Source organism: Brevibacillus gelatini, assembly GCF_003710935.1.
Classification (GTDB): domain Bacteria; phylum Bacillota; class Bacilli; order Brevibacillales; family Brevibacillaceae; genus Brevibacillus; species Brevibacillus gelatini.
In genome coordinates this window covers 18,473-43,284 of sequence record NZ_RHHS01000010.1, presented here as the reverse complement: position 1 = coordinate 43,284, position 24,812 = coordinate 18,473, and the positions used below count along the sequence as shown (strand labels likewise).

Below are 24,812 nucleotides of genomic sequence, written 5' to 3'. Positions count from 1 at the left end.
ATACGTTTTGTTCTCGCGCAATCTTGCCTCCAGTTCCGCTTTCTGCTGCTCGAATCCAGGTTTTCCCAGAAGGGCGAACATGTTGGCCTTGTACGCCTCCACCCCGGGCTGATCGAACGGGTTGACTCCTAACAAATAGCCGCTGATCCCGCACGCCTTTTCAAAAAAGTAAATCAGGGCACCAAGGTGATACGCTGTCGCCTCTGGCATTTCCACAAGCAGGTTCGGTACGCCGCCGTCTACATGGGCCAGTACCGTTCCCTCGAAAGCCTTTTTATTGACAAAACCCATCCGCTTGCCGGACAGGAAGTTCAACCCGTCCACATCCAGCGGGTCCTCCTGTACGGTGACGTCAACGGCGGGCTTGTTCACGGTTACAACGGTTTCAAACAACTGCCGCATGCCGTCCTGTATGTACTGCCCCAACGAATGCAAGTCCGCGGAAAACTCGGCGGACGCGGGAAAAATTCCTTTGCCGTCCTTGCCTTCCGACTCCCCGAAAAGCTGCTTCCACCACTCCAAAAAATAACGGAATTGCGGTTCGTAGCTGACCAGAAGCTCCACGGTTTTGCCTTTGCGGTACAGCGCATTGCGAATGGCCGCATACTGGTAGCACGGATTTTCGTACAGATCCATGACCTTGTAGCGCTCGCACGCGTCCTGCGCTCCCTTCATCAGCGCGTCCACATCTGCTCCGCTCACTGCGATCGGCAACAGTCCAACCGCAGTCAACACGGAAAAACGTCCGCCTATATCGTCCGGAATGACAAAGCTCTCGTAGCCTTCGTCCTCGGCAAGTTTTTTCAGGGCGCCACGCGTTTTGTCCGTCGTAATATAGATGCGCTTCCTCGCCTGTTCGCGTCCGTACTTGTTCACAAGCCAGTTGCGCAGCAGCCGAAAAGCGATCGCGGGCTCCGTCGTCGTGCCCGACTTCGAGATGACATTGATGGACACATCTTTTCCTTCGATCACGTCCATCAGATGAGAGATATAAACCGGGCTGATGTTATTCCCGACAAAATAAATTTCCGGAAAGCGCCGCTTCGACTTCGGCAATAAATTGTAAAAACTGTGGCCCAAAATGTCCAGTACAGCTTTTGCCCCTAAATATGAACCCCCGATTCCAATTACCAAAAGCACATCCGAATCAGCCTGGATACGTGCCGCCGCCTGGCGAATCCGCTCGTACTCGTCGCGGTCATACCTCTGCGGCCAATCAACCCAACCGAGATAGTCCCTGCCTGGACCCGTTCTTTTGTGCAACATTTCATGCGCCTGCCCGATTGCTGGTGCAAGCTGTTCCCATTCATGCTGTCTCACAAAAGGGCGTGCATTGGAGTAATCAAATCGAATCGCTTGGTTCATGGCTTCCCTCCCAAAGCACATCATCTATTTCCTTCATCTTATCACGTCAGAAGCCGGAAAGTGATTTTCCGTCAAAATATCACAAAAAGCGAGAAAATTGTGTATAATTCGTCAAAAACAAACAAAAACCGCGCTTTGCTGCGAATAAAAACATGCACCTGTGCAGCTTGAAACAACAGGTGCATGTTTATGTTGGATACGTATCTGTCATCAGCTTTAAAAGAAAAAAGAGCGCAATCCCGACACTTGCGACTGTCCACCAGAGCGTTTTGCTGTCACCCTTGTCTGCCTTGTAGATACCGCTCAGCTTCCAGGTGCCTACCGCTACACAGAGGAGACTGAGCAGGAGCAGGATTGTCCCCATGATCTCCCTCCTTCCCCTCTCCTAGCTATATGGGGAAGAAGGGGAAAAAATCACTCCTTGGGCTGCTTTTTCCCTAATCGGCCAAGCACTTGCCGGCTGCGCTGCTTGATCGACTCATCCTTGAGTGCGAGCTGCCGCTTTTTCATCAGGCCGTTTTTCGACGTATCCGGTCGATCCGTCTGCCGTTCTTCGCGCATTAGCTGTACTTGCCTCCGCCTTTTTTCTCATATTCATCCAGCAGTTCGGCAAAGCTTTTGTTGCGCTCGCGCTCTTCCTGCTCGCGGCGCTTTTGCTCTGCTGCTTCCTTCGCCTTGCGCTCGCTTTCGGCCTTCATTTCTTTTTCCAACTGCTTCAGCTTGGCCAAAGCATCGGCATTCACCAAATCCTTCAGGCTGCCGAGAGAAGTTTTCGCTTCTGTCGCTGTAGTCGCGTTTTGCTGTTGCTGCTTTTGTTTTTTCTTCGCCATGTGAACTGCCATCCTTTCCCTATCAAATTCACGCCCATTCTCCAGCGCCTTTTGGTCATACTATTTTCAGCTTCGCATGAAGAGGAGGACGAGACATGGTACGCAATAAAGCAAAAGACTTTGGAAAAACCGCAGAAATCCGTGGCCCCAAGGCACAGTCGGAAGCCGTCCGTTCCAACGGTTCCATTAATAGTGAACCACAAGAGCGGTTAAAAGAAAACCGTTAGGCACAAAAGGACACTGATGCAAAAGGCGAGCAGGCAAACATATCGGCTGTGTGGATAAGGAGGTCCAACAAATGGACAACGACGAAAAAAACAACGGGCAGACGAAGGATATTTCCCTCGATGGAACCTTGCCGCATCAGATCAGCGCGCCTGACTTCAAAAAATCGTCCCGCACGATCCAGCGGCCTTTTGTCAACGAGTTTGGCGTGGTGATCGGCGACAGCCATTACGATTCCGAAGAGTCCCCGTTGAACAACTGGAGCACAGACACAGACCCTTCGATCATGGCAGGCGACCAGTGGGTGCATCCGACCAACGACATCGGCTGGAACTCCTACGAAAACAAGGAGCTTTTGGAGGACAAACCCATAGGCAATGCCCGCTTCATGCATCCGACAAAAGACGTCAGCAAAGGCAGGGACTAACCGCTGCCCGTAAAAAAGACTGCCCATTCGGAAAAGATCGCAGCCGAATGGGCGTTTTTGCTTTGTGTTACAATGGGCTTGAAAAGATGGAAAGGAGCTTGCCCATGAGCATCACCCTTGCGATAGAGCCTGCGTTCTCTCTCGCCTACCAGCGCTATGCGGAATTTCGTCCTGGCGATACGCTGCGGCTGTACGTACGGACAAGCGGACCCGGAACGGGCGGACTGTTTTACGCAATTGAAAAAGACGAGGCCATGCCCGGTGACGCCGTTTTCGAAGTGGAAGGCTTGCGCTTTGTAATCCGGCCCGCTGATTTCTGGTTTTTCGATGGCGGAAAACTCGCCTTTGACCCTGCATACGGAGAGTACGGCTTTCGCTTCTCGAACCCGCGACTTGCGGGCCAGTAGAAACTTCCCTGGGCGTCATCCGTATGAAAGAAAGACTGCATGACGTATGGGAGGAGCTTTGATGAAAAAAAGTCGTTCGGTCCTCTTGGCCATCGGTGCTTTCTTGCTGGCCAATTTCAAATGGTTGCTCAGCATTCTCAAGTTTTCCAAATTCGGCACAACCTTGTTGTCGATGGCGATCAGCCTGTGGGCGTACGCCATGTTTTACGGCTGGAAATTCGCCGTGGCGCTCGTCTACCTGATCTTCGTCCATGAAATGGGGCACGTCATCGCTGCCAAACGAAAAGGCATTGCAACTTCGCCAGCCGTCTTCATCCCGTTTGCGGGTGCTTTTATATCCATGAAAGACATGCCGCGCGATGCCAAAACAGAAGCCTATCTCGCCTACGGCGGACCGCTTGCCGGCATGATTGCCTTTTTGCCTGCGCTGCCGCTGTACTGGTGGACACAGGACCCGTTCTGGGCTTTGGTCATTTACCTTGGCGCCTTGCTCAACCTGTTCAATCTGCTGCCTGTCTCTCCGCTGGATGGCGGGCGGATCGTCTCTGTACTGTCCACAAAAATCTGGTTTTTCGGACTGGTCGCACTTGGCATCATGCTGTTTGCCAATCCGGGGCCGATCATGGTGTTCATCTTTATTATCGGCCTGTTTACGTGGTGGAGTCGGCTGCGGGAAAATTACCAGCACCAGGTGCTGCAATACGAGCGGGACAAAATCGCCGACTTTTTGCAAAGCATTGCCGAGTGGCCCAAGCTGGAAACGACCTGGGACACGCGCGTCCGCCTGAATGAAGAGGTTACGGCACTCAACCAGGCAGAGCCGGACAAAGGCTTCCTCGTCCCTTTTCTCCAGGACGAAAAACGCCTCATCCGCGACCGGAAACGTCTGGACAAGGTGTACATGAACAGAAAATGGGAACTGTTCAAGCAATGGGAGCGCGAACCGATCCTCTTCATCGACTCGGACCCGCTGCGCCCTGCCCCTTCCGAATTGCTGCGCGAGGCTGAGCAAGCGGCTCGCCAGCGGCTGGCGGAAGTCGAAGAGCAAATGCATCGGCTGTCGACGTACTATGTAGCGCCAACGGCAACCAAGTGGAAAGTGCTGGCCGCCTACCTTGGCCTGGCCGCTGTCCTGTCGGCCTTCTTCGTCTACGGACAGCAGATTTTGCACAGGTAGCGCAAGCTTTTTCACCCCAGGTTCGGCCGGCCTGGAGCAGACAGTTTGACCTTCTGTGACCTTCTGCGGCCTTCTGTGGGCGCAAAATCGTGCGCTACGGACACCTGAAGGTCGCTCTTCCCCAGCAAGGGGGCAGAAACGCTTGCTACGGTGATTTATCGCTTTTGAGAGTTACTGGCAAACAGAGTAAAATGGAAGCATACATTTATCATTTTTCAGAGAGGATGACTTTTTACTTGGACACCGTCCCGATAGTGCTCAACCTGCTGCTTGTCTTATTTCTTGTTTTTCTAAACGGCTTTTTCGTCGCCGCGGAATTCGCTCTCGTCAAGGTGCGGCAAACGCGCCTGACACAGTTGGTGAATGAAGGAAACAAACGCGCCATGTACGCCCAAAAAGTAACGCAAAAGCTCGATGGCTATCTGTCTGCCTGCCAGGTCGGGATTACTCTCGCCTCGCTTGGACTGGGGTGGGTCGGGGAACCGGCAATCGCCCACATGATTGTCGAACCGCTGCTTGGTTCAACAGGATTGCCTGACTATGCGATTTCTGCGATCTCTTTTGGTATTGCGTTTGCGATCATTACCTTCCTGCACATTGTTTTGGGTGAATTGGCGCCGAAATCATTGGCCATTCAAAAAGCAGAAGTGACTTCGCTGTGGGTTGCCGCGCCATTGATGTTTTTCTATAAATTGCTTTACCCGGCAATCTGGTTTTTGAACGGAACAGCCAACGCCTTGATGAAGCGCCTGGGTCTCGAAGCGATTTCGGAGCATGAAGCGGCTCATACAGAAGAAGAAATTCGCATTCTCGTCAACCAGAGCCACCAAAGCGGCCATATCGACCAAACCGAGCTGGCACTGGTGGAACACGTTTTCGACTTTTCCGAAACGCTTGCCCGGGAGACGATGATCCCGCGCATTGACATGATTTGCTTGTATAGCACGAACACGTTTGAAGAAAACCTGGAGATCATCCGCACCCAGCGACACACCCGTTTCCCTGTAGCGGATGATGACAAAGACAACATCATCGGCTTTGTCCATGCGACCGACTTTTACCTCGCCGCCCTGCAAGACGGGCACGTCGAGTTGAAATCGCTGCTCCGCCCGGTTCTGACTGTTCCGGAAACGATGGAGATCAGCACGGTGCTGCGCCTGATGCAGAAAAAACGTTCGCAGCTCGCGATTGTCATCGACGAGTACGGCGGCACAGCCGGTCTTGTGACCATGGAAGATATTTTGGAGGAGATCGTCGGCGATATTCAGGACGAGTTCGACGAGGAACGACCGGAGATCGAAAAGCTGGAAAACGGCCTCTCCGTATCCGGCATGCTGACGCTCGCTGACTTGAACGACCACCTCCCGTTCGAGCTGGAATCAGAGGACGTGGATACGATCGGCGGCTGGCTGTACAGCCAACTGGAAGAAGAGATCGCGGTGGGCGCAACGGTGGAATGGGAAGGCCACTTGTTCATCGTCAAGCAGATGGATCATCACCGTGTCACACGCGTGCTGATTACGCCAATAAAAAGCGATGACGCACAGGCGACGGAAGAGTTTATGACCGTTTCCTGATCGCTTCTGCGTCGCAACCAATAGCGAAAGCCCCTCACCTTGCAGCATCAGGTGAGGGGCTTTTCCTGTTGATTCGCCGCGTGCCTTTATCCCAGCAGCTTCAAGCCTGCCACTGACACAATGACCAGGCCGATGAACAACAGACGCAGCCCATCTTTTGGCTCCCCGTAAAACAGCATTCCTGCCAGGGCGCTGCCGACCGTACCGATGCCCGTCCATACCGCGTACGCCGTTCCCATCGGGATTTCGCGCATCGCGACAGACAGCAGGAGAAAGCTGAGCGAAAATCCGCCGATCAGCACCGCCCAGGAGCGCAGCGACGACCTTTGGTTCACCAGCGAAATTCCCATGACGCCGACCACCTCAAACAGTCCGGCACAAATCAAAGACACCCATGTCATGCGACTTCCCCCTTCCTGTGCGAATCTTCTTCCTGCTCATGCGTTACCAGCTTCAAGCCGATAATCCCGGTGAGCAAAAGAGCGATCAGCCCGATCTTGACCCAACTGAACGGCTCTTGAAAAACCACCATCTCAACGATCACCGTCCCCGCCGTCCCCAGCCCGACAAAAACGGCGTACACCGTACTTGTCGGCAGGCGCTTGCCTGAATAGATCAATACCGCGAAACTAACCAGGATAGCGATTACGGTCATCAACCACTCCCAGAAGCTGTCGGCACTTTTCAAGCCCACTACCCACATCACTTCAAACAGAGCGGCAATCACAACCAGAAGCCAGTTTTTTCCCACCGCAATTCCTCCTTTTCTTCCTCGTTCCCCAAGTGCATCTTGTGCGCAGTCACCCGGAGCCATTTTTTTACACAAGCAAAAAAAGCCACAGGCGAATACCGTCACAGATATTCTCCCGGGCTTTTGTCCCTCCGTGTCACGACCGCAGCCGTGTGTTTTCTCTCGGACCAGTCCGGCCAGCCTGCTGACCGCGGAACCCTAGAAAACAGCAAATATGCAATTGGTGCATGAGATAACTCGCGCTTATTGTAGCAAAAGTAAGGCGACGATGGCAAGAGCAGGACACACCTGCAAGCAGCCCCGCCCTTCCGTGAGTCGTTTTTTCAAAATCCGCTTCCTGTGCTATTCTAGCATACAGAAGGATCGTCCCAAACCAACCAGACGAGTGAGGAGGAGAAAACCGATGACAAGCGTCTTGTTTGTCTGCCTGGGCAATATTTGCCGCTCTCCCATGGCGGAAGCCGTTTTTCGCCATCTTGTGGAGCAGGAAGGCTTGGCCGGGGAAATTTCCATTGATTCGGCGGGGATCGGCGGCTGGCACGCCGGAGAGCCACCGCACAAGGGTACGCAAAAGGTTTTGACGGAAAAAGGCATCGCCTTCGACACGCTGCGCGCCCGCCAGATTACCCGCGATGATTTTGCCGAGTACGACTACATCGTATGCATGGACGAGGAAAATTTGGCTGCGCTCACGCGAATGGCTCCCGCAGGCAAAAAAGTGTACCGCCTGCTCGATTTTGCGCACGTCGTTCAGGAGCAAAACGTGGAAGACCCTTATTACACGGGGCGCTTCACCTACGTCTACGACCTAGTGGAAGCTGGCTGCCGCGGCCTCTTGGAGGAAATCAAAAGCAAAAAGGGATAGCCTGCTGCTCCGGGCATCCCTTTCTTTTTTATCTGGCTATACGGCCACCGTCTCTTCCTCCCACAGCCGTGTCAGCCAGCCTATCGTACTGCCAATCAGCTTGCTGTAGCTGTCCGCCGAGGAAAACGTATGATCTCCGCCTACAATCACTTCTGTTTCACACGCACCTCTTCTGCGCAAATGCAGTTCCCGCTCATAATGGAACATCGCATCGACAGGAATCACATCGTCACGATTGCCATGCAAAATCAGGACATCCCCCTCAAACTGCTTGGCATGGCGCAGCGGCTGGGCTCCGTGCAGCGACTGGAAAAACCGCCCTGTGAGCAAATAGCCGTTGTGATCCGTGTTCCCTAATGTCAGCGCGTCCTGGTACTCCTGTTCCCCGACAATCCGCACGATGTCGTCAAAGGGCTGTGCTACAGGAGCCCACAGCGCAAGCGAGTGAATCCGCTTATCCTGGCTTGCCGTCAGGACGGAAACAGCTCCTCCAAGGCTATGTCCAATGAGCGTAATCCGCTCCTGATCGACATGCTCTAACCCGGCAACGTAATCCAGCACATCGCGCGTCTGCTTCAACAGTACATCAAGCCCGCCAGCCCCGTAGTCGCCGTCGCTTTCCCCGCAGCCGCCGTAGTCGAAGCGCAATACGCCAAACCCGTGCGCGGCGAGCTCTCTGGCCGCCTTTACAAACAAGCGGTTGACGCCAACCCGACTGCCGATGAAGCCATGGCAGATCACAACCAATGGGTATTTGGCAACGATTTTGCCGTTTTGCTGCTCTGGCTCATGCAGCGTAGCCGTCAACGTAACGGTATCGCTTGGAATATGTAATGTCCGTTCCAAAGAGCTCACCTCTTTTAATTATAGTATTCCGAGTAGTTTACTTTGTTATGAGGTTTATTATCCTCTTTTTCCACCAAAATGTCAAGAGTGCTTGGCTCGCGAATCACCGTCGAACGAAAGAATCAACTTTGTCGAGGAAACAGGAAAAAGCAGCGAAAGCTCCCAAAAATAACGAAGGATAGCACCTGAATCCGGCGCTATCCTGTTTGCTTATGGATTGACACTGTTTTTCGGCGGGGTAGCCAGATCGCGCAAAATTGCTACCTCTACCCGTCTGTTTTTCGCCCGGCCCTCGGCTGTCGTGTTCGGCGCTACCGGGTGGTACTCGCCCATCCCTGTCGCACTGAATTTGGTCGGGTCCAGGTTTTTGTTTTCCAGAAGCACCTTCAAAAAGTTGACGGAGCGCTTGGCGGAAAGATCCCAGTTCGACGGGAATTCCGGACGATGAATCGGCACGTTATCCGTATGTCCGGTCACTGTCACTTTTTTCGGATGGGGTACGAGCATCGCCGCCATTTCGCTTGCCAGCTTTCTCGCTTCCGGTTTCAGCACGGCGCTGCCGGAGTCAAACAAGGCGTTGTCCAAAATCGTAATCAGCAGCCCTTCATCGGTCAGCTTCGTCTGGAGCTTGTCCTGCAGTTTGTTTTGCTGAATGTAGCCTTCCAACTGTGTTTGCAGCTTTTTCAAGTCCTCTGTCTCTTTACGGACGGCTTCCTCCAGCTTCCTCTCTTCTTCTGTCTTCTGCCTTTCCTCTTGGGCGCCTTTATGGATCGACTGCTGTAACAGGTTCGGGTCAAGCGGGATCGGGCTTGGCTGCTCCAGCACGCCCACTCCGCCGTTCAATGCAACGTTAAAAGAGCGAACCATCTGGTCGAACTTTTTGGCGTCCATTTCGCTGGAGGCAAACAATACGATAAACAAAGCCAGCAGGAGGGTAAGCAGGTCCGCGTACGGAATCAGCCAAGACTCGTCCATATGCTCTTCGTGCTGAGCATGTCTCTTTGGTCGCTTAGCCATTTACCGCAGCTCCTTCCTCCCTTTTCTCTTCCTTCTCTTCTTCCTTCATCTCGACGCGCTCGTTGTACGGGATGTACACCAAAAGCTTTTGCTCAATGGCAGCAGGAGAAACACCCGCCTGGATGGACAGAAGTCCTTCTACCATAATTTTTTTAATCTCGATTTCCTGTTTGGATTTTCTTTTCAGCTTGGTAGCAAACGGGTGCCACAGCACGTACCCGGTAAAAATACCGAGCAAAGTCGCCACAAACGCTGCCGCAATCGAAACGCCGAGCGCGTCGATATCGCTCAAGTTGCCGAGCGCCGCAATCAGACCGACTACCGCTCCGAGTACCCCAAGAGTCGGAGCGTAGCTGCCCGCCTGGCTGAACACCAGCGCGCCAGCCTGATGGCGTTCCTCGATGGCGTGAATTTCTTCATTGAGCACATCGCGGACAAACTCCGGCTCTCCCCCGTCGATAATCATCTTCATGCCATTGCGCAGGAATGGGTCCTCGATCTCATCGGAAGTGTTTTCCAGCGCGAGCAACCCTTCACGACGGGCGATGGAAGCCCAGTTCATGAACTGACCGATCAATTCCCTTTTGGCAGGGAGTTTTTGCTCGCTAAAAATAACCTTGAAAAGGGCAGGAATCCTCTTGATTTCCGACATGGGAAATGCGTTGAAAAGGGCGGCGACCGTACCTACGATGATAATCATGAACGCTGCCGGATTTAGCAGGGAAGAGAGGTTCGCGTGTTTAAGAACCATCCCGACCACTACTGCAATAATACCTAGTACGATACCTATCAAGGTAGACTTTTCCATCGTGACACTCCCTATTACCATAATCGAAATCTATCTATATTATGGTTTCGGTTTTTTTCGCCGCTTTTGTGAGAGAATTTGCTTATTCTTTCGCAAAAAACCCGCTTATCCGAAAAACTGTACCAGCCCGATCATGACCAACAGGCCCAAAATAAACGAAAAAGTTGCCGAGCGCGCGTGACCGTCCCCGTGGCTTTCCGGGATCAGCTCCTTGTAGACGATAAACAGCATCGCGCCCGCTGCAAACGCGAGGCCGTACGGCACCAGCCCTTCGACTACTGCTGTGAGGTAATAGCCGCAGATCGCGGATACGATTTCCACCGCTCCCGTCATCGTCGCCAGGAAAAACGCTTTGAGCCGGCTGACCTTTTGATTAATCAGAAACAGGGCGACGAGAAAGCCTTCCGGCGCGTTTTGTAGACCGATGGCAAACGCAATCAAGCCGCCAAGCTCCGGCTGCTCGCTTGAATAGCTCACCCCGACGGACAGCCCCTCCGGAATATTGTGCAAGGTAATCGCCATCAAAATCAGCATCGCCTGCGAGTCCATCGCGATGTTGACTCTGGTGTGCTCCAAATCAATATGTGGAATCACGCTCTCCAAAATGGTGAGAAAAAGCGTCCCGGTGAGCACGCCCAGACAGACAATCGTAAACGAGGCGTTGGCCATCGCCTGCGGTATCAGGCTGAACGTCGCTGCCGCCACCATGATGCCAGCGGTAAAGGCCAGAAGAATATCCCGCCACCGGTGCGTGACCGTGCGGAAAAAAAGAATGGGCAGAGCTCCGACACCCGTTGCCATCGCGGACAAAAAGCTCCCCATCAAAAGCTGTTCCATGCAAGTTCCCCCACGAATATGTTATGTTGCATTCATTCGTCCAAATACAGGAGGCAAGATTGTCCCTTCTGTTAGCTTATAATAAAACAAGGCGGAACATGTTAAAAATTTGAGCGCGATGGCAACAAAAAAAAACGCCAGAGCGACTGGCGTTTTCCTTACACTTTGAATCGGCTAATCATCTGCTGCAGTTCCTCCGCCATATTGGAGAGTGCTGTCGCCGAAGAAGTAATTTCCTCCATCGCAGCGAGCTGCTCCTCCGTAGCAGCGGAGACGTTTTGTGTACCGTCGGCTGCGACCTCCGACACCTCGCTGACAAGCTCGATCGCTTGCACGACTTGCTCGGAGTGCGCGGATACTTCCTGCGCGGCTGCCGACACGTCCTGGATCTGTTCGGCCACGGTTGTGATCGACAGTTGAATCTGTTCGAACGTCTCTCCCGCGTGATTCACCACAAAAATTCCTTCCTGCACTTCTCTTGTTCCCGACTCCATTGATTCCACAGCGAGCTTCGTGTCTGCCTGAATGGTCTGAATCAGTTGTCCGATTTGCTGGGCCGACTGGGACGACTGCTCGGCCAGTTTGCGCACTTCGTCTGCAACGACGGCAAAGCCCCTGCCGTGCTCGCCTGCCCGTGCTGCCTCAATCGCTGCATTGAGCGCAAGCAGATTGGTCTGCTCGGCAATGCCGGTAATCACCTCGATAATTTGCCCGATCGCCTGGGAGTGGTTGCCCAATCCATCGACGACCCCGGCCAGCTCGCGTATGGAATTGTGGATGGCGTTCATCTGCTGAACGGCTGCCTGGATCGACTTGTTTCCTTCTCCCGCCATCGACGCCACCTGAACGACCATGCTGGATGCCTCTTGGGCGTTTGCCGCGATATGGCGGATTCCCCTGGACATGTCGTCGATTGCTTTTGCCCCTTGCTCCACACTCGCCAACTGACGCTCCGTACCTGCTGCAACCTCCTGGACCGTAACCGCGATCTGCTCGGTCGCCCGGCTCGTCTGCTCTGCGCTGGCAGTCAGTTCCTCGGCCGATGCCGCTACCTGATCCGATGTCGTGCCAACCTGGCGAATTACCTCTTTGAGGCTTTGCGTCATCTCATTGAAAGATTGGGCCAAATCGAACATCTCATCCCGGCTTTTGACCACCAGCGGCTCCACGCGCAAATTTCCGTCTGCTACTTTCTTCATTTCCGCCACCAGCCGCAGGACCGGGCGGCGAATGCTTCTCGTCAGCCAGAGAGCCAAAAGCAGGCAACCCGCGATGGAAACGACGAGTGTAATGAGATTGTCCCGCTTGAGAGCCGCGTAAAGCTCGGCACTTTCCTTGCCTGCCCGTTCCGTTCCCATTTTGTTATGCTCAATCATGGCATCGATATGATTCATCCGCTCCACAAACAGCTCGGTCGCCTTTTGACGCAAGCGCGAAAGCTCAGCCAACTCTTCCGGCGTCGCGCCGCGCCTGATGTCCATCTTTTTGCCGACTTCCACAAATTCCTGGTTGAAAATTTCGTACTGCTTCATCGCTTCCTTCAAGCTGTTGAAGTGCTTTCGGTTTTCCTCATCTACAATCGTTTTTTCATAGCTGGCCAGCAATCCGTCGATGTATACGAAGTTTTCATCAATTTGTCCGGCGTATCTGTTCTTTTCTGCCAGCGATTCCGTGTTCAGGATCGTCTGATTCAGGCCGTAGATCGTTTCCAGCGTCGAGTTGATTTTCAATATGACTTCCAATCCTGGTTGCCACACGGTCTTCATTTCTTCGACTTTGCTGTTGATGAGGCTTGTTCTATATGCACTCATGGCCCCCATAAACGCGATCACCAGAAGAATCAGGGCAAACGCGCAACCCAGCTTTTTTCCAATCGTCCATCTCATAGAAACACCACTTCTCTCCACTTTGTTATGATATTATTTATTATTTCAGAGCGTATTCCCTTTGCAAGATCAAGGTAAACCTGCTCGAGACAAATTGTACTCCCTGCCATAAATAACAACAACTAACATTTATAAAAAATATCGTTATCAGAATTTTCATCAGATTGATTGCTACGAGAAAAAAAGAAACTCTATAATGGGGAAAAGAGTTTGGAGGATGCTTCGCGCTTTTTCACAGCAAAGACAGGCAGCCACGATCAACGGGGAGGAGTCCATTATGCAAACATACGAGGTAATCATTGTCGGTGCAGGCTCGATGGGAATGGCCGCCGGGTACTATTTGGCCAGACGGGGGATCAGCACGCTTCTGATTGACGCTTTTGATCCGCCGCACACGATGGGCAGCCACCACGGAGACACCCGGATCATCCGCCACGCTTACGGAGAAGGCAGGCAGTACGTGCCTTTCGCCTTGCGGGCACAAGAGCTGTGGGCCGAGTTGGAGCAGGCTTCCGGCGTGAAGCTGTTCAGCCAGACAGGCGTGTTGAGTGCAGGAGCGCACGATTGCGCCTTTTTACGGGAAGTGCGGGAGAGCGCCGAGCGTTACTCGCTTCCGCTCGAAGTGCTCACCGCCCAACAGGTGCGCGAGCGCTGGGCAGGCATCGAGCTGCCCGATCACTTTTACGCTTGCCTGGAACCTGCTTCCGGCGTCCTCTATCCGGAAAAGGCCATTCACGCTTATCGCCAGTTGGCCGCAGCCTCTGGCGCAACACTGCTGACAAACACAAAAGTAACCAGCCTGCAAATGGACGGGGAAGAAGTGGTCGTGCGCACTGACTCCGAGAGCTATCGCGGCCAAAAGCTTCTCGTCTCCGCCGGGGCATGGAACAAACCGCTGCTGCAGGACCTTGGCTTGTCCGTTCCGCTTGTACCCACGCGCAAAACCATCGCCTGGTTCGGAGCAGATGAAAGCCTGTACGGCGCGGAGCGGTTCCCCGCCTTCGTCTTCCATCTCGACGATTCGATGTTCTACGGCTTTCCGAGCATCGACGGGGCAGGCGTGAAAATCGGCCGCCATGACGGGGGTCAAGCAATCGATCCCGACTCGCTGGAGCGAACCTTTGGCTGCTATTTGTCGGATGAAGGCGATGTCCGTTCGTTTTTGGAGACGTACATGCCACAGGCGGCAGGGGGACTGCGCCAGGGCAAAGTCTGCATCTATACGATGACGCCCGACGAGCATTTTATCATCGACCGCCATCCGGACAGCCCGCACATCGTCTTTGCCGCCGGCTTTTCCGGACACGGCTTCAAGTTCGCGAGCGCCGTAGGCGAAGCAGCCTGCCAGTTGCTCATCGACGGGGAATCCAAGCTTGATTTGTCCATGTTTTCGCTCAGCCGTTTTTCCTGAGCGCTGTCAAACTGCGATCAGCAAAAAGCCTCTCGCCAGTCCATCGGCCCAGAGGCTTTTTCATCTTCACCATTCCCAATAGAGCGAACCGATCTGAGCCGTTATCCGACTGCCCATGTCTGCTGCTCGCTGCTCAAAGCGCACCTGCGGACGCCTGTTGTCGTACGGAAACAAATAGGCGAAGCCGGGACGTGTCGCCTGGGGAACAAGGTACGCGGACCTGGTTGCCCCTGGCCTGCGCTGTTCGTTCAAAAACGCGATCATCGACTCGGCATTCCGAATCCCCGCTCCGTGCCCGTAGTACAGCCCTCTGCCCAGATCGACCGCATTTTCCCCTTGCCATTGCGGCTTGTCGGGATTGTGATCCGGGTTGGCAAAATACAAAATATCGCCCGGCAAAAACGTCGTCGTCCGGACTGTTTGCAGATCGAGATCCTGATCGTAGCGCCAGTCGTAGAGCAAAATATCCGCGAACAGCCGCTCGAAATCTTCCCTGCGGATCGACTGGAGAACAGCGTGGTACAAAATTGCGACCATCGCTGTCGCGCACTCTGTCGCATATTTTCTGCCTTCCTGAAAAATGTTGTTGATTCCCTGCGAGGGCAACACTCCCGGTCTCAGCCGAAAGCCGCCCAGCTCGGTGCGCTCCCAGTACGCTTCGTTGGCCCGCGATTGTTCAAAAGTGGAAAAAGCGATTCCGCTCGCATACAGTGCCCTTGCCGAGCGCACCAGGTGGTCCCTCATCTTCAGTTCGAACTGCAGCAACCCCGGGGATGGGTAGGAAAACTCCTCCTGGCTCTCTGCCATCCGCTCCACGACTTCCCGCTGCACCGGGTTCAATCCCCACTCCATGGCCAAAACGTCCGGATTTGCCCGTCTGCCACTGATGATTAACATAGACAACCTCCTCTGCACAACACCGTCCCTGGTATGTGTATGCAAGCGCCCATGTCCATGTGCAGAAAAAAGAGCTTCCCAGGAAGTCTCCCAAATGAAACTAGACAGCAAGCCAATACAAGATCAGAGGCAACAGCGTGAACGCCCACACGACCGTAATCATCGCCCCGGCAATCACCGCCAGCGTCGCACTGCTCCCTTCCGTGTCGCCCCGCTCGAACGCCTTGACCATTCCGAGCATATGCGCCCCCATGCCGTACATCAGGCCGATTGACACCGGATGGCGCAGCTTCATTTTTTGGATAATCCGCGGCGCCAGAAAAACGCCTGCAAAGCTGGTCAGCATCCCGAATATCGCTGTCATCGTCGGCAGGCCGCCAATCGCCTCCGAGACGCCAAGGGCAATCGGCAGCGTGATCGAACGAGGAATGACGCTGATCGCCGCCGCCTTGCCCAGCCCGACCAGCATAACTGTCGACACGCCCGCGATAATCGCAATCAGGGAGCCAGTGGCAAGACTGAGCAAAATCATCCGCTTGTGCGCCATCAAGATAGACCAGTTGCGATACAGCGGCACGGCAAACGCAACCGTCGCCACTCCCATCAGCTCACTGATCCACGCTGTCGCTTCACTGTAGACAGCATACGGGATGTCCGCGAGCAAAAGAAAGACAATCAGCGCGGCTGGCACAAGCACAGCCGGGGAAAACAGAAGGCTCGGCCGCTTTTTGTTGATCCGCTTCGCCATGTAGAAAAACAAAATCGTCAGGACTACACTACACGTTTTCCACAGGATCAAGCTGCTTCACCTCGCCACGTCTGAACAACCGCTCAGCAACAACGCCTGTCGAAACCATCACGAGCGCGCAACCGCTTGTGACGACCAGCAAAACAAGCAGTCCTTTTCCTCCGAGCAGCCAAGGATACTGCATCATGCCGACCAGAGACGGCACGAAAAACAAAATCATTTGCGAAAACAAAAGGGTGGCTCCCGCCTCTACCCACTGCAGGCGCACCCAGCCTTTGTGCAGACAGATGAACAAGAGCAACAGCCCGATCAGGCTGCCGGGGACAGGGACAGGCAAATACGAAGCGATTCCTTTGCCCAGCCAGTTGAATCCATACAAGAGCAAAACTTGTCCAAGCAGCAAGCACCATTTTTTCATCGAGACCACTCCGGTTCCTTCATGTTGGTACCTTCATTCTAAAGCGTCCCGATTCCATTCGTACAATACATAAACATCATGATTTCTATTCCATTTGGTTATGGCGACAAATGCTGCCGCACAAAGTCGATGAAGGCTCGCGTCGCATGGGACAGGTAGCCGTCCTTGCGGTAAATGAGGGCGTACTGCCAGTCGATCACGGGAGACGAGATGTTTACCGAATATAGCTGGTCGTTGTGCAGGCGTCTTACAATCGAGCGCGGAAGCAGCGAGATGCCGAGCTGTGTCGCCACCATTTCCCCGACAAAATCCCACAGCGAGCTCATATAGGCCACTTTTGGCTCAAAGCCGCTCATTCTGCACGCCTGGCGAACGACATCGTGAATCGCGTACTCCTCTGTGAACAGAATAAAGTCCTCGTCCCGCAACTGCGCCAGATTTACTTCGTCTGCGCCTGCCAGCCAATGCTTTTGATGCACGATCGCGACGAGATCTTCTGCCACCAGCGGAACTGCGGAAAACTTTTCCTCATCCGTCGGCAAAACCGTCAGTCCGAGATCGACGCTCCCCTGCTCGACCTGAATTTCCAGGAGCTTGGCGCTGTACTCCTTCATTTCGAGCTCAATGCCCGGATATTGCTTTTTGAACATGGCGATCACATTCGGCAGCAAAAAAGAACCGACGGTCGGCATCATGCCCATTTTCACCCGCCCGCGCTCGATATTGCGGATTTGCGCGATGGATGAGGTCATCCCTTCCAACAGTTGCAGCACTTTTGTCGCATACCCGTACACCAGCTCGCCCGCTTCCGTCAGCTCCATTTTCCGCTCCGAGCGGTCCAGCAGCACGACGCCAAGCTCTTCCTCCAGCGCTTTCATCATCTTGCTGATCGACGGCTGGGAAACGTGAAGCGTGTTGGCCGCTTTCGTAAAATTTTTTTGTTTGGCTACTTCCACAAAGTATTGCAGTTGTCGAATATCCATCTGCTGCCTCCACCTGCTCCGTTCGCGTTGATGCTTGTCCTCTCTCCAGCTTACCACAGCCTTTACGCCGCTGAAAAAGCCAGGACGCATCTGCCGCCCTGGCTTGTGACATTCTTTTTATTTGACGGTGGCCTGGATTGTTACCCGCTTTCCGCCGCAGGAAGCGGTAATGGTCGCGCGGCCTGCTGCTCCGGCTGCCATCTGCTAACAGTTGTTCAGATCGTACGGTGTCTCCTGGTAGACGTAATAGTTGAGCCAGTTGGAGAACAGCAGATTGGCGTGCGCGCGCCAGGTGACGATCGGCTCGCGGCTCGGGTCATCGTCGGGATAGTAGTTGCGCGGCACGGCGATGTCCAGCCCCTTGTTTCGATCCCGCTCATATTCGTCCTGCAAAGTGGTCGGATCGTACTCGGAATGTCCGGTCACGAAAATTTGTCTGCCATCCTTCGTCGCGACGATGTACACGCCTGCTTCCTTGGACTCGGACAAAATCTCCAGTTCGGGTACTTTTTCGATGTCCTCCCGGCGATTTTCCGTATGACGGGAATGCGGGACGTAAAAGCAATTGTCAAAGCCGCGGAACAGCTTTACATTTTTCTTGTTCAACGTATGCGGGAAAACCCCGAACATCTTTTCCGGCAACGGATGCTTGGGCACCCCGAAGTGATGGTACAGTCCGGCCTGCGCCCCCCAGCAAATATGCAACGTAGAAGTCACATTGGTGAGCTTCCAGTCGAAAATCTGCTTCAGCTCTTCCCAATACGTCACTTCGGAAAATTCGAGCTGTTCGACAGGCGCTCCCGTAATCACCATGCCGTCGAAGCGCTGGTCCTTGATTTCCTCAAACGTTTTATAAAACATCGACAGATGCTCTTCCGATGTGTTTTTGGAAGTATGGCTGGACATGTGCAACAGAACGATTTCCACCTGCAGGGGCGTATTCCCCAGGAGGCGAAGCAACTGTGTTTCCGTTGTTTCCTTCAAAGGCATCAGGTTCAGGATGACGATTTTCAACGGCCGGATGTCTTGCGTGAACGCACGGCTTTCTTTCATGACAAAAATATTTTCATGGGCCAGCACTTCCACCGCAGGTAGCTCGTCAGGCAGTTTGATTGGCATAATGCTCCCCCTTTCCACTATTTGCAAAGCAGGTAAAAAACACTAATCCGACAAATTCGACAAAAATACTTGGTTTCCTGCTTGCTTCAAACAGAAAGTATCTATACTAAGTTTCGTTATTCCGCCAATTTTTCGTCAAATTATTATACCTTTCTTTCAACGAAAATAGCAGGTCTTTTTCTGGAATGGCGATATGAGCGAAAAGCCCCTCGCCAACAACTTGCGAGAGGCTTCGTTATATTCCCTGTTTGTCAGATCCAGCCACGCGCTTCCATGGCTTCCTTGATGCGCAACAGCGAGATCATGTACGCGCCTGTGCGCAGGTCGACGTTGTATTTTTTCGCAAGCTCCGCCACCGCCCGGTATGCGTTGACCATCGCGGTTTGCAGCTTCTCGTTCACTTCCTGCTCGGACCAGTAATAGTGCATCAGGTTTTGCACCCATTCGAAGTAGGACACAGTCACTCCGCCCGCGTTGGCGAGAATGTCGGGGATGACCACGACTCCTTTTTCACGCAAAATCTTGTCGGCATCCGGAGTCGTCGGACCGTTGGCAGCTTCTGCAATCCACTTGGCCCGGATGCGCTCGGCATTCTCGGCTGTAATCACATTTTCCAGTGCAGCCGGAATCAAAAGGTCAACTTCCAGTTCCAGCAGCTGTTCATTGGTAATGACGGTTGCCCCTGGATAGTCCAAAATCGTGGATGCGTCCTTCAACTGCCCGACTTTTTGGATATTCAAGCCTGCACGGTCGTAGATGCCGCCGCGCGAATCGCTGACAGCGACGATGCGAAAGCCAAGCTCTGTCAGCAGTCTGGCTGCGATCCGTCCTGCATTGCCGAACCCTTGGATCGCGACTGTCGTCTCCGCTGGTTTGCGGCCCGAATCTTTGAGCGCCTCCAAAATCGTGAAGACACATCCGCGGGCAGTCGCTTCATTTCTTCCTTTGGAACCGCCAACCGCAATCGGCTTGCCTGTGATGACGCCTGGCGAGTACGCGCCTTTCAGTCGGCTGTACGTATCCATCATCCAGCCCATGATTTGCGGTGTCGTGTACACGTCCGGTGCAGGAATATCCGTGTCAGGTCCCACAATGTCCGCGATTGCTTCCATAAAACCGCGGCTAACGCGCTCCAGCTCGCCTGGGCTCAGCTCGTGCGGGTCGCAGATGACGCCGCCTTTTCCTCCGCCATACGGCAGACCGACGACACCGCATTTGAACGACATCCACATCGAGAGCGCTTTTACCTCATCCATTGTAACGTCAGGATGGAAGCGGATGCCTCCTTTTGTTGGCCCTACCGCATCATTGTGCTGGGAACGAAATCCTTCGAATACGCGAACGCTGCCATCATCCATTTTGACCGGAAAGCTGACAGCAAGCACCCGCTTCGGTCTTTTCAAGATTTCGACGGCGTGGCTTGGCAACTGAAGCAGCGCTGCTGCCGCGTCAATCTGCCTTTGGACAATCTCGTATGGATTCAGGTTTTCTCTTTCTACTGTCTTTTGCATGCTTGATCCTCCCCACCTATCTTGCATCACCCTAGCACAGGACTAAAGGATGAATGCAGTTATTATACTACGAATTTTACAAATTCAGACTGTTTATTTTTGTTTTTTTCACACAATTGCAGTTATTTGTACTGCTGCATAAAAATACACCTGCCGCATCTTCACGACACAGCAGATGTATTGCGCTTTATTTTTTCATGTAAGCCTGCATCAGCGCGGTTTTCGTCTCCCACACCTTCTCGCTCACATGCAGGCGATAGTGCTCAGGGTTGAGCATCCGCAAATATTCCGGCCAAAACTGCTTGAGCTGCTCGCGGTGGTAGCGGCGAATCTCCTCCAGGCTGGGCAGCTGGTACACCAGCTCGCCGTCGACAAAAACCGGGATCAGCAAAGCTTCTGCCCGGTAGCGGGTCAGCTGCTTGTTCAAATATGGATGGCTCGGATTAATCAGATTGACCGGAGCGCCTTCGGCAATCGTCGTTTCCTCCGGGAAACACAAATAGTCGGCAATCGCTTTGCCCGTATCGGGATCGATCAGTCGGTACATGTCCTTGATGCCGGGAGTCGTCACTTTTTCCGGATTGGCCGAAATCTTGATCGTCGGCTGATAGACCCCGTTCGCGTCCTGGCGAGCGACCAGCTTGTAAACACCGCCGAGCGTCGGTTGATCCGCTGCCGTAATCAGTTGCGTGCCCACTCCCCAGCTGTCGATCTTCGCCCCCTGTACTTTCAGGTTCATGATCGTATGCTCGTCCAGATCGTTGGAAGCGACGATCTTCACATCGGTAAGCCCCGCTTTGTCCAGCATTTCGCGCGTTTTGGTGGACAAATAGGCGAGGTCGCCGCTGTCCAGCCGCACAGCGATCAGCTTTTTGCCTTCCCGCTCCAGTCTTTTCCCGACGGAAATGGCATGGGGAACGCCGCTTTTCAGCGTATCGTACGTATCTACGAGCAGCGTCACCTGGTTCGGCAGGGCATCGGCAAAGCGCTGGAATGCTTCTTCCTCGTCCTCAAAGCTCTGCACCCACGAGTGTGCGTGCGTTCCTTTTGTCGGGATGCCGAACATTTTTCCCGCAAGCATGTTGGAGGTCGCGTCAAAGCCGGCCAAATACGCCGCTCTCGTTCCCCACAGGGCGGCGTCTGCTTCCTGCGCCCGTCTCGTGCCGAATTCCATCAGGATGTCGTCGCCCGCCACGTTTTTGATCCGCGAAGCTTTTGTCGCAATCAGCGTCTGGTAGTTCATGTAGTTCAGCAGGGCGGTTTCCACCAGCTGCGCCTCCATGACGCGGCCTTCCACGCGAATCAGCGGCTCGTTCGGAAACACCATCGTGCCTTCCTTGACGGAGTAGAGCGAGCCTTGGAAGCGCAGGTTGCGCAGTTCCTCCAAGAAGGCCGGATCGTAATTTTCCTCCTGCTCCCGCAAATATTGCAGGTCGCTTTCTTCAAACCGCAAATTTTTTATATAATGAACGATTCGCTCCAACCCCGCGGAAACTGCGTAACCGTTGCCAAAAGGCAGTTTGCGGAAATACGCTTCGAAAACCACCCGCTGGTTGTGCGTCCCGTTTACCCAATGCGCGTACATCATGTTGATCTGATATTTATCTGTGTGCAATGCCACACCATATGATTGCATATCGCATAAGCCTCCTGTGGATTCCTTTCCAACATCATACCAGAACTGCCTGCCCGTGCCCATCTGCGGTGGAGCTTCGAAAGATTGATGTGATAATATGGATTCATAATTGGCAAGAATGACACACAGGGAGTGAAAAACATGTCCGACAGAAAAATCGTTTCCTTATTTAAAGGACTGCCGAAAAACCTGAGCTACAACGGCAAAGAAGTGCTTTCCAGCATATGTAAGGACGAGGCCAGCGAATTGGTCATTCGCTCCCTAAAAATTGATGACGACGACGTAGCGTATCATGCCTTTCACGGCGGGCCGGATCGCGTCGTCTGCGCGTACCCATTTGAACATTATGCGTATTGGGAAAAGAGATTCGGACAGCCCTTGACGCCTTCCGCTTTTGGCGAGAATCTTTCGCTTTTGGGCATGACCGAAGAACAGGTATGTATCGGGGATGTGTACCAAATCGGAGATACGATTCTCCAGGTGTCGCAGGGCAGAATTCCCTGTGGGAAGATCAACATGCGCAACAAGAACAACCTCCTGCTCAAAGCTGTCGTGGAAACGGGCTACACCGGGTACTTTTTCCGCGTCCTGCAGGAAGGCACGATCCGACCAGACTCTGCAATTACGCTGCTTGAGGCCCATCCCAAGCGCGTAACGGTCGCTTCACTCCACCACCTGTATTACCACAACCAGTCGCTCTCGCATGAGACGATTGCGTACATGCTGGAGGTCGAGGAACTGGCTGAACCGTGGAAAAACAACCTCCTGGAAAAACAACAACAACTAGAAAAAGGAAGCCTCCATGCGAATTAACAAGTTCATCAGCGAAACCGGCATCTGCTCGCGCCGCGAAGCAGACAAACTGGTCGAGGCCAAACGCGTAACCATCAACGGCATGCCTGCCGAGCTGGGCAGCACTGTCGCGCCTGGCGACGACGTGTGCATCGACGGCAAGCCGCTCGGCCAGAAGAAAAAAAGCATCTACATTGCCCTCAACAAACCAGTCGGCATCACCTGCACCACCGAGTTGCACGTCAAAGGCAACATCATCGACTTCGTCAACCATCCGGAACGGATTTTTCCCATCGGCAGACTGGACAAGGACTCGCAAGGGCTCATCCTGCTGACCAACGACGGCGACATCGTAAACAAGATTTTGCGCGCGGAAAACAATCACGAAAAAGAATACATTGTCACCGTCGACAAGCCTATAACCGCCAATTTTTTGCACGGCATGGCAAGCGGCGTACGCATACTCGGAACCGTCACCAAGCCCTGCAAGGTCACTAAAGTGAGCGACCGCGTCTTCAACATCATCCTGACGCAAGGGCTGAACAGACAAATCCGGCGTATGTGCCAGGCGTTCGGCTACCAGGTGCAAAAGCTTCAGCGTGTGCGGATCATGAACATCAAGCTGGGCAATTTGAAGATCGGTCAATGGCGCAATTTGACCAGTGAAGAGTTGCGGGAATTGAAAAAAAACCTTTCGTAAGACAGTGAGGCGCTATGAAAAAACAGACTCCTTTTAACAAGAGTCTGTTTTTTGTATGCAAAAGCAAAGGCAACGGCAGCAAGTCGGCATAATGACGCACGAGCTATTCGCCCCCCAAAGCAAGCACCTGCCCCACAAACTTCCTGATCCCCTCCCGAAGCTGCTGCTCATTCAAATACGAATAGCTGAGCCGAATCCACGTGGCAAGCTCTCGCCTGGGATCGCAAATCGTGCCGGGGACAAATGTAATGGACTGCTCCATGCACGTGCCCAGCAGCTTTTCCATCGGGGTCGAGTCCGGCAGCTTGATCCACAGGTTGAATCCGCCAGTCGGGCTGCTCCATTCCCAGTCTGTTGCAGCCAGCTCCTCCTCCATGATGTCCCGGCGGATGGCGAGCGCCGTGCGCAGCTTTTGCAAATGCTGCTGCATCCGCTCGGAAAAGAAATAGTGCAAAAAGATTTTTTGGTTCAATAACGGCGTTCCGCTGTCAGACAATGCCTTGGCACTGAGAAGGTAAGCCATGAGCGAAGGGCGGCAGGCGATCGTCCCGATGCCGAGACCGGGAGCCACGTATTTGCTGAAGCTGCGCAGGTAAATGACATATCCGGCCGTGTCATAGGAAAAAAGCGGCAGGGGCGGCTCTTTGGCAAAGTAAAGGTCCCGGCATGGATCATCCTCGATCAGCAGACATTGATACTTCTCGGCCAGTTCCACCAGCCGCTTGCGCTGTTCACGCGAAACCGTATAGCCCGTCGGATTGTGAAACGTAGGGTTGAGATAGAACAGCCGCGGCTTGTGCGTCTGCATGAGCCGCTCCACCTGTTCCAGGTCATACCCGTGCTGCCGGATCTCGACCGACAAAATGTGCGCGCCCTGCCGGAGAAAAACGTCAATCGCCGGGCTGTAGGTTGGCCGCTCCAGCAAAACCACGTCTCGCGGTTTGACAAGAACACGGGCAATCAGGTCGATTGCTTCCTGGGAGCCGGACGTGACCATCAGCTCTTCCGGGGTCAAATAAAAACGGAACCGCTCCGTATAATAGCGGCACAAAGCCTCGCGCAGCTCCTGATCCCCCTGCGCAGTCGAGTAGGTGCCCAGCACTTTCGGATACAGGTCAAACACTCTCTTCACGTATTCCGAAAAGTACAGGTTGGGCAACAAATTCGGGTCGATCAGCGCCTTGGAAAACTGGTAGGTCGCCTGAACCTGGTGAATTTCCGAAAGGTGGCTTTTCTGGACGTAAGCCGAAACAATCGGGTCGTTCCACGGGCCAGCCGGCAATAACTCGCTCGGCTGAACGAAATAGCCGGATTTATCCTTGACGTACACATATCCGTTTTGCTTGAGCAACTGGTACGCCTTGAACACCGTCAGGCGATGCACGTTCATCTCCAGCGCCAGCGCCCGGACAGACGGGAGCTTTTCATGCGTCTTCCAGTCTCCGCGCCTGATTCCCGAAAGCAAATAGTCATAAACCTGTTCAAACAGCTTCTCGGCATGAATGCTGGACAAGCCATGTCGTTTCATGCTGGCTCTCCCCCTTCCTTCTCCATCGTAGCTGACAGCCTTACTATCTGT

27 protein-coding genes, 1 pseudogene and 1 riboswitch are annotated in these 24,812 nt (G+C 53.6%); of the genes and pseudogenes, 9 read left to right on the top strand and 19 right to left on the bottom strand.

The features are described 5' to 3' along the window. Window positions 1–15 precede the first annotated feature (15 nt). The 4 genes and pseudogenes from EDM57_RS02980 to EDM57_RS02975 all read right to left on the bottom strand — a co-directional run. Window positions 16–1,365, bottom strand: a pseudogene (locus EDM57_RS02980) (glucose-6-phosphate isomerase); the annotation flags it as partial. A 187-nt stretch (window positions 1,366–1,552) separates the two neighbouring features. Further along, window positions 1,553–1,729 (bottom strand): hypothetical protein, encoded by a 177-nt coding sequence (locus EDM57_RS23070; RefSeq protein WP_170163357.1) that lies wholly within the window; start codon window positions 1,727–1,729, stop codon window positions 1,553–1,555. Window positions 1,730–1,779: 50 nt separating this feature from the next. Beyond that, a complete protein-coding gene (locus EDM57_RS23065) occupies window positions 1,780–1,926 on the bottom strand; it encodes a hypothetical protein (RefSeq protein ID WP_170163356.1) in 147 nt (48 codons plus the stop codon). Further along, the gene (locus tag EDM57_RS02975; protein WP_122903283.1) at window positions 1,926–2,195 is read right to left on the bottom strand and encodes a YqkE family protein; all 270 of its coding nucleotides are present in this window, start codon (window positions 2,193–2,195) and stop codon (window positions 1,926–1,928) included. Before EDM57_RS02975 ends, EDM57_RS23065 begins: the two co-directional genes overlap by 1 nt. A 95-nt stretch (window positions 2,196–2,290) precedes the next feature. On the opposite strand from EDM57_RS02975, the gene sspK reads away from it, so the two are divergent. From sspK to EDM57_RS02950, 5 genes are all read left to right on the top strand, one after another. Further along, window positions 2,291–2,422: a small acid-soluble spore protein K gene (gene sspK, locus EDM57_RS02970; protein WP_007783429.1), complete on the top strand. Its 132-nt coding sequence runs from the start codon at window positions 2,291–2,293 to the stop codon at window positions 2,420–2,422. A 71-nt stretch (window positions 2,423–2,493) separates the two neighbouring features. Next, window positions 2,494–2,847, top strand: a complete 354-nt coding sequence (locus EDM57_RS02965; protein WP_122903282.1) for a DUF3905 domain-containing protein — start codon at window positions 2,494–2,496, stop codon at window positions 2,845–2,847. Between the two features lie 104 nt (window positions 2,848–2,951). Next, window positions 2,952–3,254, top strand: a complete 303-nt coding sequence (locus EDM57_RS02960; RefSeq protein WP_122903281.1) for an iron-sulfur cluster biosynthesis family protein — start codon at window positions 2,952–2,954, stop codon at window positions 3,252–3,254. Window positions 3,255–3,315: 61 nt separating this feature from the next. Next, window positions 3,316–4,431: a site-2 protease family protein gene (locus EDM57_RS02955; RefSeq protein ID WP_122903280.1), complete on the top strand. Its 1,116-nt coding sequence runs from the start codon at window positions 3,316–3,318 to the stop codon at window positions 4,429–4,431. Between the two features lie 236 nt (window positions 4,432–4,667). Beyond that, window positions 4,668–6,008 carry a hemolysin family protein gene (locus EDM57_RS02950; protein ID WP_122903279.1) on the top strand — a complete coding sequence of 447 codons (1,341 nt, stop codon included), beginning with the start codon at window positions 4,668–4,670 and terminating at the stop codon, window positions 6,006–6,008. Between the two features lie 86 nt (window positions 6,009–6,094). On the opposite strand, the gene EDM57_RS02945 is transcribed toward EDM57_RS02950, so the two are convergent. Beyond that, complete coding sequence (locus tag EDM57_RS02945) at window positions 6,095–6,409, bottom strand: DMT family transporter (protein WP_122903278.1); 315 nt, start codon at window positions 6,407–6,409, stop codon at window positions 6,095–6,097. After that, the gene (locus tag EDM57_RS02940; RefSeq protein WP_122903277.1) at window positions 6,406–6,759 is read right to left on the bottom strand and encodes a DMT family transporter; all 354 of its coding nucleotides are present in this window, start codon (window positions 6,757–6,759) and stop codon (window positions 6,406–6,408) included. The genes EDM57_RS02945 and EDM57_RS02940 overlap by 4 nt, the downstream gene beginning before the upstream one ends. Before the next feature lie 110 nt (window positions 6,760–6,869). Then, window positions 6,870–6,972: riboswitch (guanidine-I (ykkC/yxkD leader) on the bottom strand. A 190-nt stretch (window positions 6,973–7,162) separates the two neighbouring features. Between EDM57_RS02940 and EDM57_RS02935 the strand changes: the two genes are divergently transcribed. After that, on the top strand, window positions 7,163–7,624 hold the full coding sequence (locus tag EDM57_RS02935) for a low molecular weight protein-tyrosine-phosphatase (RefSeq protein WP_122903276.1): 462 nt from the start codon (window positions 7,163–7,165) through the stop codon (window positions 7,622–7,624). 36 nt (window positions 7,625–7,660) lie between these two features. Here EDM57_RS02935 and EDM57_RS02930 read toward each other — a convergent pair whose 3' ends face one another. From EDM57_RS02930 to EDM57_RS02910, 5 genes are all read right to left on the bottom strand, one after another. Next, on the bottom strand, window positions 7,661–8,470 hold the full coding sequence (locus tag EDM57_RS02930) for an alpha/beta hydrolase family protein (RefSeq protein ID WP_122903275.1): 810 nt from the start codon (window positions 8,468–8,470) through the stop codon (window positions 7,661–7,663). A gap of 210 nt (window positions 8,471–8,680) precedes the next feature. Then, the gene (gene motB, locus EDM57_RS02925) at window positions 8,681–9,487 is read right to left on the bottom strand and encodes a flagellar motor protein MotB (RefSeq protein ID WP_122903274.1); all 807 of its coding nucleotides are present in this window, start codon (window positions 9,485–9,487) and stop codon (window positions 8,681–8,683) included. Beyond that, a complete protein-coding gene (gene motA / locus EDM57_RS02920; protein WP_122903273.1) occupies window positions 9,480–10,295 on the bottom strand; it encodes a flagellar motor stator protein MotA in 816 nt (271 codons plus the stop codon). Before motA ends, motB begins: the two co-directional genes overlap by 8 nt. 105 nt (window positions 10,296–10,400) lie before the next feature. Beyond that, the gene (locus EDM57_RS02915; protein ID WP_122903272.1) at window positions 10,401–11,132 is read right to left on the bottom strand and encodes a ZIP family metal transporter; all 732 of its coding nucleotides are present in this window, start codon (window positions 11,130–11,132) and stop codon (window positions 10,401–10,403) included. Window positions 11,133–11,290: 158 nt separating this feature from the next. Further along, window positions 11,291–13,018: a methyl-accepting chemotaxis protein gene (locus EDM57_RS02910; protein ID WP_122903271.1), complete on the bottom strand. Its 1,728-nt coding sequence runs from the start codon at window positions 13,016–13,018 to the stop codon at window positions 11,291–11,293. Window positions 13,019–13,295: 277 nt separating this feature from the next. Between EDM57_RS02910 and solA the strand changes: the two genes are divergently transcribed. Continuing rightward, entirely contained in the window at window positions 13,296–14,429 is a 1,134-nt protein-coding gene (gene solA / locus EDM57_RS02905; RefSeq protein WP_122903312.1) for an N-methyl-L-tryptophan oxidase, read from the top strand. 66 nt (window positions 14,430–14,495) lie between these two features. On the opposite strand, the gene EDM57_RS02900 is transcribed toward solA, so the two are convergent. The 7 genes from EDM57_RS02900 to EDM57_RS02870 form a co-directional block, all read right to left on the bottom strand. After that, window positions 14,496–15,326: a protein-glutamine gamma-glutamyltransferase gene (locus EDM57_RS02900; RefSeq protein WP_122903270.1), complete on the bottom strand. Its 831-nt coding sequence runs from the start codon at window positions 15,324–15,326 to the stop codon at window positions 14,496–14,498. A gap of 100 nt (window positions 15,327–15,426) precedes the next feature. Beyond that, window positions 15,427–16,125: an LrgB family protein gene (locus EDM57_RS02895; RefSeq protein WP_122903269.1), complete on the bottom strand. Its 699-nt coding sequence runs from the start codon at window positions 16,123–16,125 to the stop codon at window positions 15,427–15,429. Next, window positions 16,103–16,492: a CidA/LrgA family protein gene (locus tag EDM57_RS02890; RefSeq protein WP_122903268.1), complete on the bottom strand. Its 390-nt coding sequence runs from the start codon at window positions 16,490–16,492 to the stop codon at window positions 16,103–16,105. The genes EDM57_RS02895 and EDM57_RS02890 overlap by 23 nt, the downstream gene beginning before the upstream one ends. A gap of 98 nt (window positions 16,493–16,590) precedes the next feature. Next, window positions 16,591–17,475 (bottom strand): LysR family transcriptional regulator, encoded by an 885-nt coding sequence (locus EDM57_RS02885; RefSeq protein WP_122903267.1) that lies wholly within the window; start codon window positions 17,473–17,475, stop codon window positions 16,591–16,593. Window positions 17,476–17,679: 204 nt separating this feature from the next. Beyond that, the gene (gene metA, locus EDM57_RS02880) at window positions 17,680–18,594 is read right to left on the bottom strand and encodes a homoserine O-acetyltransferase MetA (RefSeq protein WP_122903266.1); all 915 of its coding nucleotides are present in this window, start codon (window positions 18,592–18,594) and stop codon (window positions 17,680–17,682) included. Window positions 18,595–18,845: 251 nt separating this feature from the next. After that, window positions 18,846–20,105, bottom strand: a complete 1,260-nt coding sequence (locus EDM57_RS02875) for a Glu/Leu/Phe/Val family dehydrogenase (RefSeq protein WP_122903265.1) — start codon at window positions 20,103–20,105, stop codon at window positions 18,846–18,848. Window positions 20,106–20,292: 187 nt separating this feature from the next. Next, window positions 20,293–21,741, bottom strand: a complete 1,449-nt coding sequence (locus EDM57_RS02870) for a nicotinate phosphoribosyltransferase (RefSeq protein ID WP_122903264.1) — start codon at window positions 21,739–21,741, stop codon at window positions 20,293–20,295. Window positions 21,742–21,882: 141 nt separating this feature from the next. Between EDM57_RS02870 and EDM57_RS02865 the strand changes: the two genes are divergently transcribed. Together EDM57_RS02865 and rluF are read left to right on the top strand one after the other, a co-directional pair. Continuing rightward, complete coding sequence (locus EDM57_RS02865) at window positions 21,883–22,554, top strand: MOSC domain-containing protein (protein ID WP_122903263.1); 672 nt, start codon at window positions 21,883–21,885, stop codon at window positions 22,552–22,554. Then, window positions 22,544–23,233 carry a 23S rRNA pseudouridine(2604) synthase RluF gene (gene rluF / locus EDM57_RS02860; RefSeq protein ID WP_122903262.1) on the top strand — a complete coding sequence of 230 codons (690 nt, stop codon included), beginning with the start codon at window positions 22,544–22,546 and terminating at the stop codon, window positions 23,231–23,233. Before EDM57_RS02865 ends, rluF begins: the two co-directional genes overlap by 11 nt. Before the next feature lie 103 nt (window positions 23,234–23,336). Here the strand turns inward: rluF and EDM57_RS02855 are convergent, their stop codons facing one another. After that, window positions 23,337–24,761, bottom strand: coding sequence for an aminotransferase-like domain-containing protein (locus EDM57_RS02855; protein ID WP_122903261.1), 1,425 nt, complete (start codon window positions 24,759–24,761; stop codon window positions 23,337–23,339). Window positions 24,762–24,812 lie beyond the last annotated feature (51 nt).

Coding starts and splice junctions, on each gene's coding strand:
- EDM57_RS02960 (WP_122903281.1), top strand. CDS start 2,952: ATGAGCATCACCCTTGCGATAGAGCCTGCGTTCTCTCTCGCCTACCAG.
- sspK (WP_007783429.1), top strand. CDS start 2,291: ATGGTACGCAATAAAGCAAAAGACTTTGGAAAAACCGCAGAAATCCGT.
- EDM57_RS02885 (WP_122903267.1), bottom strand. CDS start 17,475: ATGGATATTCGACAACTGCAATACTTTGTGGAAGTAGCCAAACAAAAA.
- rluF (WP_122903262.1), top strand. CDS start 22,544: ATGCGAATTAACAAGTTCATCAGCGAAACCGGCATCTGCTCGCGCCGC.
- EDM57_RS02855 (WP_122903261.1), bottom strand. CDS start 24,761: ATGAAACGACATGGCTTGTCCAGCATTCATGCCGAGAAGCTGTTTGAA.
- EDM57_RS02955 (WP_122903280.1), top strand. CDS start 3,316: ATGAAAAAAAGTCGTTCGGTCCTCTTGGCCATCGGTGCTTTCTTGCTG.
- EDM57_RS02910 (WP_122903271.1), bottom strand. CDS start 13,018: ATGAGATGGACGATTGGAAAAAAGCTGGGTTGCGCGTTTGCCCTGATT.
- EDM57_RS02915 (WP_122903272.1), bottom strand. CDS start 11,132: ATGGAACAGCTTTTGATGGGGAGCTTTTTGTCCGCGATGGCAACGGGT.
- solA (WP_122903312.1), top strand. CDS start 13,296: ATGCAAACATACGAGGTAATCATTGTCGGTGCAGGCTCGATGGGAATG.
- EDM57_RS02975 (WP_122903283.1), bottom strand. CDS start 2,195: ATGGCGAAGAAAAAACAAAAGCAGCAACAGCAAAACGCGACTACAGCG.
- EDM57_RS02900 (WP_122903270.1), bottom strand. CDS start 15,326: ATGTTAATCATCAGTGGCAGACGGGCAAATCCGGACGTTTTGGCCATG.
- EDM57_RS02945 (WP_122903278.1), bottom strand. CDS start 6,409: ATGACATGGGTGTCTTTGATTTGTGCCGGACTGTTTGAGGTGGTCGGC.
- EDM57_RS02865 (WP_122903263.1), top strand. CDS start 21,883: ATGTCCGACAGAAAAATCGTTTCCTTATTTAAAGGACTGCCGAAAAAC.
- motB (WP_122903274.1), bottom strand. CDS start 9,487: ATGGCTAAGCGACCAAAGAGACATGCTCAGCACGAAGAGCATATGGAC.
- EDM57_RS23070 (WP_170163357.1), bottom strand. CDS start 1,729: ATGGGGACAATCCTGCTCCTGCTCAGTCTCCTCTGTGTAGCGGTAGGC.
- EDM57_RS23065 (WP_170163356.1), bottom strand. CDS start 1,926: ATGCGCGAAGAACGGCAGACGGATCGACCGGATACGTCGAAAAACGGC.
- EDM57_RS02935 (WP_122903276.1), top strand. CDS start 7,163: ATGACAAGCGTCTTGTTTGTCTGCCTGGGCAATATTTGCCGCTCTCCC.
- EDM57_RS02965 (WP_122903282.1), top strand. CDS start 2,494: ATGGACAACGACGAAAAAAACAACGGGCAGACGAAGGATATTTCCCTC.
- metA (WP_122903266.1), bottom strand. CDS start 18,594: ATGCCAATCAAACTGCCTGACGAGCTACCTGCGGTGGAAGTGCTGGCC.
- EDM57_RS02875 (WP_122903265.1), bottom strand. CDS start 20,105: ATGCAAAAGACAGTAGAAAGAGAAAACCTGAATCCATACGAGATTGTC.
- motA (WP_122903273.1), bottom strand. CDS start 10,295: ATGGAAAAGTCTACCTTGATAGGTATCGTACTAGGTATTATTGCAGTA.
- EDM57_RS02890 (WP_122903268.1), bottom strand. CDS start 16,492: ATGAAAAAATGGTGCTTGCTGCTTGGACAAGTTTTGCTCTTGTATGGA.
- EDM57_RS02870 (WP_122903264.1), bottom strand. CDS start 21,741: ATGCAATCATATGGTGTGGCATTGCACACAGATAAATATCAGATCAAC.